Annotated in this window: 10 protein-coding genes; 4 read left to right on the top strand and 6 right to left on the bottom strand. The window is 70.9% G+C overall.

Annotation, left to right across the window (positions count from 1 at the left end; translation table 11 throughout):
* Both M3C17_RS10935 and M3C17_RS10930 read right to left on the bottom strand, forming a co-directional pair.
* Positions 1-278, bottom strand: a 278-nt coding sequence (locus tag M3C17_RS10935) for a Fe-S cluster assembly protein HesB (RefSeq protein WP_259977748.1), incomplete at its 3' end; no start/stop codon positions are given.
* 107 nt (positions 279-385) lie between these two features.
* Entirely contained in the window at positions 386-874 is a 489-nt protein-coding gene (locus M3C17_RS10930; RefSeq protein ID WP_259977746.1) for a GNAT family N-acetyltransferase, read from the bottom strand.
* Positions 875-991: 117 nt separating this feature from the next.
* Between M3C17_RS10930 and M3C17_RS10925 the strand changes: the two genes are divergently transcribed.
* Positions 992-1,546: a Dps family protein gene (locus M3C17_RS10925; protein ID WP_259977745.1), complete on the top strand. Its 555-nt coding sequence runs from the start codon at positions 992-994 to the stop codon at positions 1,544-1,546.
* Positions 1,547-1,601: 55 nt separating this feature from the next.
* On the opposite strand, the gene M3C17_RS10920 is transcribed toward M3C17_RS10925, so the two are convergent.
* Entirely contained in the window at positions 1,602-2,129 is a 528-nt protein-coding gene (locus M3C17_RS10920) for a DUF6328 family protein (RefSeq protein ID WP_259977744.1), read from the bottom strand.
* Between the two features lie 81 nt (positions 2,130-2,210).
* On the opposite strand from M3C17_RS10920, the gene M3C17_RS10915 reads away from it, so the two are divergent.
* Positions 2,211-2,414 (top strand): hypothetical protein, encoded by a 204-nt coding sequence (locus M3C17_RS10915; protein WP_259977742.1) that lies wholly within the window; start codon positions 2,211-2,213, stop codon positions 2,412-2,414.
* 81 nt (positions 2,415-2,495) lie between these two features.
* Here M3C17_RS10915 and M3C17_RS10910 read toward each other — a convergent pair whose 3' ends face one another.
* Both M3C17_RS10910 and M3C17_RS10905 read right to left on the bottom strand, forming a co-directional pair.
* Positions 2,496-3,080, bottom strand: a complete 585-nt coding sequence (locus M3C17_RS10910) for a 1-acyl-sn-glycerol-3-phosphate acyltransferase (RefSeq protein ID WP_259977741.1) — start codon at positions 3,078-3,080, stop codon at positions 2,496-2,498.
* 22 nt (positions 3,081-3,102) lie between these two features.
* Positions 3,103-3,714 carry a carboxymuconolactone decarboxylase family protein gene (locus M3C17_RS10905; RefSeq protein ID WP_259977740.1) on the bottom strand — a complete coding sequence of 204 codons (612 nt, stop codon included), beginning with the start codon at positions 3,712-3,714 and terminating at the stop codon, positions 3,103-3,105.
* Positions 3,715-3,846: 132 nt separating this feature from the next.
* Here M3C17_RS10905 and M3C17_RS10900 point away from each other — a divergent pair, with 132 nt between their 5' ends.
* Entirely contained in the window at positions 3,847-3,993 is a 147-nt protein-coding gene (locus M3C17_RS10900; RefSeq protein WP_259977738.1) for a hypothetical protein, read from the top strand.
* A 31-nt stretch (positions 3,994-4,024) separates the two neighbouring features.
* On the opposite strand, the gene M3C17_RS10895 is transcribed toward M3C17_RS10900, so the two are convergent.
* A complete protein-coding gene (locus M3C17_RS10895) occupies positions 4,025-5,500 on the bottom strand; it encodes an MDR family MFS transporter (RefSeq protein ID WP_259977737.1) in 1,476 nt (491 codons plus the stop codon).
* Positions 5,501-5,667: 167 nt separating this feature from the next.
* Between M3C17_RS10895 and M3C17_RS10890 the strand changes: the two genes are divergently transcribed.
* Positions 5,668-7,746 (top strand): ABC transporter ATP-binding protein, encoded by a 2,079-nt coding sequence (locus M3C17_RS10890; RefSeq protein ID WP_259977753.1) that lies wholly within the window; start codon positions 5,668-5,670, stop codon positions 7,744-7,746.
* Positions 7,747-7,917: the final 171 nt, after the last annotated feature.

The following is a 7,917-nucleotide window of genomic DNA, read 5'->3' as shown; positions in this document are numbered from 1 at the left end:
GCGAAGGAGACGGAGCCCTCGTCGTCCACGCCCGCGTCGAGGACCTTGTCGTCGAGCGCGGTCGCGGCGGCCTCGTCGAGGAAGAGCCGTGTGCCGGAGATCTCCACGACCTGGTCGGCGGGCTCGGGGTCGGCCGTCACAGCCACGGCGAGGCGGGCGGCGCCCGACTCGTCCTGGGCCTGTGCCGAGTGGATGCGCAGACCGGCGTCCGGTGCGTCGTTCTGACGGCTCACGAGAGTCGACAGGATGGCGGTGGCGTTGTCGGTGAGGGTGAGCACGGGGCTCTCCTTTCCGGTCGGGTCATGCCGCGGTCGCGACATGTCCGGGACACGATTCCGGGTGGCGCCGGTCGGCTCCACCCCCTTGCGTCCTGTCGCCCTGGCGCTTAACCTCGCAGCCTTTTGCGCATGAAGACCTGTGCGGTGCCGTCGCCGTCAGGCACCCGCTCGTGCTCGACGTACCCGCACGACTCGTACAGCCGGATGTTCGCCTCGCTCAGACTTCCCGTGAACAGCTCGGCGACGCCGGCCCGGGAGGCGTTCTCCGCCGCCTCCAGCAGCATCCGCCCGATGCCCTCGCCCTGCATGTCCGGGGCGATGGCGATGCGGCCGATCAGCAGCAGATCGTCGCGCTCGACGTAGCGGATCGCGCCGACGAGCCGTCCGTCCACCCTGGCCGTGAATCCTGACTCGGAGCGCAGCTCCGCCTCCAGCTCGGGCAGGGTCTGCGTCAGCGGTGGCATGTCGACGCTGCCGTAGATCGCGGCCTCGGAGACGAACGCGGCGCGCTGGACGGTCAACACCTCTCCCGCGTCCTCATCGCTGATCGGTGCGATGACGATATCCGGTCGATCCTGCTGGGTGCTGCTGCTCACTCTTCCGCCTTTCTCGCGGTGGGGGTCATGGCCACCGTCGACCGGGGCGCCGCCGGGTGTCAACCCCCTCGATCGGAGGTCGCCGGCGCGGCTACGGTCGCGGCAGGAGGACACATCATGGCAGAGACCAAGAGCAAGAAGATCAGCGGCTCCGCGAAGAGCGGCGCGTCCGCCGGCGCGAAGACCACCCGCCAGCAGAACGCAGAGAAGGGCTTCACGGCATCGCCGACCCTCGCCAAGAACCTGCAGGCGGTGCTCGTCGACCTGATCGAGCTCTCGCTGCAGGGCAAGCAGGCGCACTGGAACGTGGTCGGGCGCAACTTCCGCGACACCCACCGCCAGCTCGACGAGATCATCGAGGACGCCCGCACGTTCAGCGACACCATCGCCGAGCGGATGCGTGCGCTGCACGCCGTTCCGGACGGCCGCAGCGCGACGATCGCGAAGACCACGACCTTGCCCGAGTTCCCGATGGGGGAGGTGTCGACCACCGAGACGATCGACCTCGTCACCGCGCGGCTCGAGGCCACCGTGGCGACCCTCCGCGGGGTGCACGACGACGTCGACGAGGAGGACCCCACCTCGGCCGACCTGCTGCATGCGGTGATCGAGCGGCTCGAGCAGTTCGCGTGGATGGTGAGCGCCGAGAACCGCAGTCCCGCGGGGCGCTGAGCCCGATGCCCGTCGACCGCCGTCGTCGCAGCGCCTCCGCGCTCGGCGGCGGCGGTCAGGCGTCTGCGGAGGTGCGTGCGGCGCGCGCGCGCCGGAGGAACCCCGGCAGCGCCATCCACAGCCCCACCACCAGCACGAGCGCCGCGATCAGCGCGACGACGCCCGCCGTCCTGTTGACCGTGAAGTCGACGATCAGTGTCGTGACCCCGATCGTGAGGGCGCCGATCACGATGAGGTCGATCTTCACGATGCGGGCGGCGACGCGCACCAGATCCGGCTTCTGCCGGTTGCCGAAGAGCGCCCGGTGCATGCCGACCGGGGCGAGTGCGAGGATGGTCGCGATCGCCGCCAGCGCCACCAGCACCACGTACAGGTCGCGTTGCACCTCGTCCATGTCGGTGAATCGCGGCTGGAAGGCGACCGCCAACAGGAACCCGGTGAGGATCTGCGTCCCGGTCTGCATCACGCGCAGCTCCTGCAGCAGCTCGTCCCAGTTGCGATCGGCGCGCTCGTTCGGGGTCTCGTCACGTCCGTCGTCGCGGTCGTCGCGCTCTTCCGCGCCACCGCGAGGTTCTGCTGTCATGGGCTCAGTCTCGCGGGCACGATCCCGCGCTGTCCACCTCCGCGCGCGTGGGGCGGGGATCGCTTTCGGAAAGGATGAACGATGACACTCCCTCCCATCGACGACTGGTGGCCGGAGCTGTCGGATGACGCGCGGCGCGCGGTCGTGGGCAGCGGCTCCCGGCACCTGGACGAGGACGTCCGTGAGGAGATCCGCGAGATCACCGGGGCCGTGGTCGGCATGATCGAGGAGCTCTCGGACGACGATCTCGCCTACGCGCGCGCCCACGCCCGGAAGCCCGAGTAGCAGGGGCGGCGACGGACTCGGTCGAGACGCTTCCGCCGCGGTCCTGCGGACACGGGGACCGGGTCGCTGCGCGTCGTCGCCTCAGGCGCGGTCGGCGCCGCCCGTCTCCTCCCGCAGCCGGGGCTCGGTGCGGCGTTCCGGGCGCACGCCGTGCCTGTCGGCGTAGAAGGCGCGGATGCGGTCCATGTCGGCGGCGACGTCGCCGGTGAGGTCGATCGTGGGGCCGAGGCCCGTCGTCATCGTCGCGCGGTCGACGAAACCGAGGGTCACCGGCATCCCCGTCGCCCTGGCGATGCGGTAGAAACCGGACTTCCAGTAGTCGTTGCCGCCGCGGGTGCCGTCGGGGGTCACGACCAGCCCGAACACCGTGCCGGCATGCACCTGGGCGACGACGTCGTTCACGACCCTCGCCGGGTCGGCACGGTCGACGGGGATGCCGCCGAGCGCGCGCATGATCGGTCCGCGCCAGCCGCGGAACAGGCTCTTCTTGCCCAGCCAGTGCACGTCGATGCCGAGCCGCCAGGCGATCGCGAGCATCAGGACGAAGTCCCAGTTGGAGGTGTGCGGCGCGCCGATCAGCACGGTCGGGCGGTCGGGGGCGCCGGCACCCGAGAGACGCCAGCGGCTGAGCGTCCAGTACAGGCGGGCGAGGGTGCGTCGGACCATCCGTCCACGGTAGGGCAGCGGCCTATCGATCGGCTGGCGGCGCCCCGTCGCCCTGGCTCCCGTGGCCGGATCCGGCAGTGAGCGCGATGGTGACCGCGTCGCTGAGGCCCGGCACGGGATCGAGCGGGACCGCCAGGGCGAGCAGGGCCCTGCTGAAGTAGTTCCGTGCCGCCGCGGCGAGGGTGATGTCGACGATCTGCCGGTCGGTGAAGCCGGCGTCGCGGAGCTCCTGCGTGTCGGCGTCGGTCATCGCCGCGGGGGCGGTGGAGAGCCGTGCCGCGTACCGGACGACAGCCTGCTCCGCGGGGCTGAAGGCCGCATCGTCACCCTCGCCGAAGGCGACGAGGCCGGCGTCGTCGAGCACTCCGGCGCGCAGCGACTTGCGGCCGTGCGCGAGGAGGCAGTGCGTCGAGCCGATCGCGCGGGCGGCGCCGAGGGTCGCGGCCTCGTAGACGCGCAGTCCGATGGACGGCACGATCGCGTGCACCAGCGCCTCGAACGCGGCATGCGCCTCGGGATTCACCGCCATCGCCTGGGTGTGCGCGAACACGAAGCCGTCGTCGGCGAGGTCGCTGTCGTACATCGCGGCGACATGCCCTTCGGCTGTGGACGCCGTCGGAGGACGGATGATCATGTCGGCTCCCTCGCGCCGTGCGGAGTCACCGCCGGGTGGCAGCAGCCCGCATCACCCGCAGGATACGCCCGGCTGCACACCGTCGGAAGAGGCGTCGGAGCCGGCTGGCCGTGGCAGGCGTACGATCGAGGGATGACCGAGAAGACGCCCGAGAACACCGAGCCCCTGTCGCCCTCCGCGCTGCAGCCGGTGCCTGGTGCTCCCGAGCTGCTCGACGGGGAGGGCGCCGGTTACTGCAGCGACGGCGTCTGCCACTTCCCCGCGCCGAAGGGGCGCTGAGCGGCAGCCGCCGTCGCAGCCGACCGGGCGGTCAGTGACCGCCGTGACCGCTGTCGCCGGCATCGTCCGCCGGCTTGCGGACGAAGGGGCTCAGCGCGACCGCGGCGAGCGAGATGATCGCGGCGATCAGGAAGGCCGTCCTGGCGCCGGGCGCCCCGGCGACCGCGCGGGACAGGCCCTCGTTCTCGCCCGCGTGCAGGATCGCCGAGTACGTCACGGTGAGCAGCGCGACACCTGCCGCGCCGCCGACCTGCTGCAGCGTGTTGAGCACCGCCGAGCCGTGCGAGTACAGGGAGCGGTGCAGCGAGCCGAGCGACGACGAGAACAGCGGCGTGAACGACATCGCGAGCCCGACCGACATGGCCGCCTGCACGATGATCAGCAGCCACCACACGGTGTGCTCGCCGACCGTCGAGTAGAAGAACAGCGCGGCCGACACCAGCACGGTGCCGGGGATGAGGAGCGGGCGGGTGCCCTTGGCGTCGTAGACGCGGCCCATGACCGGACCCAGCAGACCCATGAGCACCGAGCCGGGGAGCAGGATGAGGCCCGACTCCAGCGCGGTGAGACCTGCCACGTTCTGCAGGTACTGCGGGAGCAGCGTGAGCGTGCCGAACATCGACAGCGCCAGGATCGTCATGATGATGACCGCGAGCGAGAAGTTGCCGGAGCGGAACACGCGCAGGTCGAGCAGCGCGTCGTCGATGCGCTGCAGCACGAGCTGACGCCACACGAACAGCGCGAGCGAGACCGCGCCGACGATCAGGGCGATCACGCCGGCGGTGCCGCCGGAGCCGCCCTCGCCGCCGAACTGGCTGAGGCCGAACACGATGCCGCCGAAGCCGAGCGCGGCGAGCGGGATCGAGAGCACGTCCAGCGGCGCCTTGCGCGTCTCCCCGAGGTTCGTCATCCACTTCGCGCCCATCGCCAGCGAGATGAGGGCGATCGGGAGCACGATCGCGAACAGCGCACGCCAGCTGAAGGTGTCGAGCACGGCACCCGCGAGCGTCGGGCCGATCGCCGGCGCGAGCGAGATGACGAGACCGACGCGGCCCATCATCCGACCGCGCGACTGCGCGGGCACGACGTTCATGATGGTCGTCATCAGCAGCGGCATCATGATGCCGGTGCCCGCGGCCTGGATGACGCGGCCCACCAGCAGCACCGAGAAGCCGGGCGCGACCAGCGCCACGAGCGTGCCGAGCGAGAACGCGGTCATGGCCGCGATGAACACCTGGCGGGTGGTGAAGCGCTGCAGGATGAATCCCGTGGTCGGGATGACCACGGCCATCGTCAGCATGAACGCGCTCGTGAGCCACTGGCCGAGCTCGGGCGGGATGCCCAGGTCGGCGTTCAGGTGCGGGATCGCGATGCCCATCGTCGTCTCGTTGAGGATCGCGACGAAGGCGGCGACGAGCAGCAGCCAGATGACGCGCATGTCCCGGCGGGGGATCTCTCCGTTCCCGGCGGGAGGCGTCGTGATGGAGCCGGTATCGACGGCAGACATGGGCGGCCTCCAAGGCATCGAGAAGAGCGGATCGTGCGAGAGTTCGCGAGAGTCCTTCAGCGTAACGGGTGCCGCGGACATTTCATTCCGATCCTTGACGAATCCGCTCCGAGCAGAAGGGCCGGATCGGCGGTGTCCCCGGCCGTGGGTACGCTTGCGCCATGAGCATGGGCGGCGGCATGGGCGGACCTCGCGGCGGATTCCGCGGGGTCGACGAAGACGCGCAGCGCAGGCTCAACGCCGAGGCGCCGCGCATCGAAGGCCTCGGGAGCAGGGTCGTCGCGCTGTTCAGCGCCTACCGCTGGCGCATCCTCTTCACCGGAGTGCTCGTCGTCCTGGGCGCCGGCATCGCGGTGATCCCGCCGCTGCTGGTGCAGCGCATCTTCGACGACGCGCTGTTCCCGGTCGACGGGGGCGGACCGCACCTGTCGCTGCTCGGCTGGCTGGTCGGCGCGATGGTGGCGCTGTTCCTGCTCTCCGCGGCGCTCGGCGTCGCGCAGACCTGGCTCACCGCGACCGTGGGCAACAGCGTCACCGGCGATCTCAGGGTGCGCCTGTTCGAGCATCTGCAGGCGATGGAGCTCGGCTTCTTCACGCGGACCAAGACCGGCGTGATCCAGTCGCGGCTGCAGAACGACGTCGGCGGAGTGTCGGGGGTGCTGACCAACACGGTCACCAGCATCCTCGGCAATGCCGTCACGGTGATCGCCTCCCTGGTCGCCATGATCCTGATCGACTGGCGTCTGACGCTGATCGCGGTCGTGCTGATGCCGTTCCTGGTGCTGGTGCAGCGTCGTGTCGGGCAGGTGCGCGCCCGCATCGCCGGCGAGACGCAGGAGTCCCTGTCGGAGCTGACCTCCATCACGCAGGAGACGCTGAGCGTGTCGGGCATGCTCCTGTCGAAGGCGTTCAACCGGCAGCGCACCGAGTCCGAGCGGTATCAGGCCGAGAACCGCAACCAGGTGACGCTTCAGGTGCGCCGTGCCATGAGCGGCCAGGGCTTCTTCGCGGTCGTGCAGGTGATCATGGCCAGCGTTCCGGCCGTCATCTACCTGGTGTCGGGCTACTTCATCGCGGGTGGGACGGGGGCGATCACGGCGGGCACGATCGTGGCGTTCACGACCGTGCAGGCGCGTCTGCTCATGCCCCTCATGGGCCTGATGCGGGTGTCGCTCGACCTGCAGACCTCCTCGGCGCTGTTCGCCCGCATCTTCGAGTACCTCGACCTGGTGCCCGAGATCACCGACGCGCCCGATGCCATCACCGTCGACCGGGCACCGGGGCCACGCGGCCGTATCGCGTTCGACGAGGTCGTGTTCCGCTATCCCGACGCGGCCGCCGACGCACGTCCGACCCTCCAGGGGGTGTCGTTCGTCGCGGAGCCGGGACAGCACGTGGCCTTCGTCGGTCCGTCGGGAGCGGGCAAGACCACGATCCTCTATCTGGCGCCGCGGCTCTACGAGGCCTCGGGCGGTCACGTTCTGTTCGCCGGGGCGGATGTGCGCACGCTGCGCCACGACTCGATCATCGACGACGTCGGGATCGTGTCGCAGGAGACCTATCTGTTCCACGCGACCATCCGCGAGAACCTCCTGTACGCCAAGCCCGATGCGACGGAGCAGGAGCTGATCGCCGCCTGCACGGCCGCGAACATCCACCACATCATCAGCGGGTTCGAGAAGGGCTACGACACGGTCGTCGGCGAGCGAGGCTACCGCCTCTCCGGCGGGGAGAAACAGCGCATCGCCATCGCTCGCGTGCTGCTGAAGGATCCCCCGGTGCTGCTGCTCGACGAGGCCACCTCGGCGCTGGACACCGTCTCCGAGCGGGTCGTGCAGGAGGCGCTCGACGAGGCCGCCAAGGGCCGCACGACCCTCTCGATCGCGCACCGGCTGTCGACGGTCATGGGCGCCGACGTGATCCACGTGCTCGACGCGGGGCGGATCGTCGAGTCGGGGACCCACGCCGAGCTGCTGGCACAGGGCGGGCTCTACGCCGATCTGGCGGCGCAGCAGGTCGCCGCCTCCCGGGTGCTCGACACCGAGGCGGAGATCGAGACGGAGATCGAGACGGCGGGCACGGCCGGATCGGTGACCGGGGGAGTGCAGGCGGGGCTGGCCGCGCGGCGCGCCGACCGGGCGCCGGAGGACGCGGCTGGTGCCGACGCGGTCGCCGCGCTCACCGCCGGGATCCCGCTGATCGCCGAGCCGCGCCCTGAGGACAGGCCCTACCCGCCCGAGGCGTGAGCGCGCGCGGTGCGCCGGGGGTCCTTCCGCCCAGGGGTGAGCCGGAGTGCCGGGTGTCTCCGCTCAGCCGTGCCGGAGCGCCGGACTCGTCCGCCCAGCCGTGCCGGAGTGCCGGGTGTCTCCGCTCAGCCGTGCCGGAGCGCCGGACTCGTCCGCCCAGCCGTGCCGGTG

The organism is Microbacterium sp. p3-SID336 (genome assembly GCF_025143365.1).
GTDB lineage: Bacteria > Actinomycetota > Actinomycetes > Actinomycetales > Microbacteriaceae > Microbacterium.
This window is presented reverse-complemented; position numbering and strand designations above follow the sequence as displayed.

What these genes read in the sequence shown, in the direction of transcription:
- M3C17_RS10925 (WP_259977745.1), top strand. Translation starts at nt 992, where the DNA reads ATGGCAGAGACCAAGAGCAAGAAGATCAGCGGCTCCGCGAAGAGCGGC.
- M3C17_RS10920 (WP_259977744.1), bottom strand. Translation starts at nt 2,129, where the DNA reads ATGACAGCAGAACCTCGCGGTGGCGCGGAAGAGCGCGACGACCGCGAC.
- M3C17_RS10915 (WP_259977742.1), top strand. Translation starts at nt 2,211, where the DNA reads ATGACACTCCCTCCCATCGACGACTGGTGGCCGGAGCTGTCGGATGAC.
- M3C17_RS10910 (WP_259977741.1), bottom strand. Translation starts at nt 3,080, where the DNA reads ATGGTCCGACGCACCCTCGCCCGCCTGTACTGGACGCTCAGCCGCTGG.
- M3C17_RS10905 (WP_259977740.1), bottom strand. Translation starts at nt 3,714, where the DNA reads ATGATCATCCGTCCTCCGACGGCGTCCACAGCCGAAGGGCATGTCGCC.
- M3C17_RS10900 (WP_259977738.1), top strand. Translation starts at nt 3,847, where the DNA reads ATGACCGAGAAGACGCCCGAGAACACCGAGCCCCTGTCGCCCTCCGCG.
- M3C17_RS10895 (WP_259977737.1), bottom strand. Translation starts at nt 5,500, where the DNA reads ATGTCTGCCGTCGATACCGGCTCCATCACGACGCCTCCCGCCGGGAAC.
- M3C17_RS10890 (WP_259977753.1), top strand. Translation starts at nt 5,668, where the DNA reads ATGGGCGGCGGCATGGGCGGACCTCGCGGCGGATTCCGCGGGGTCGAC.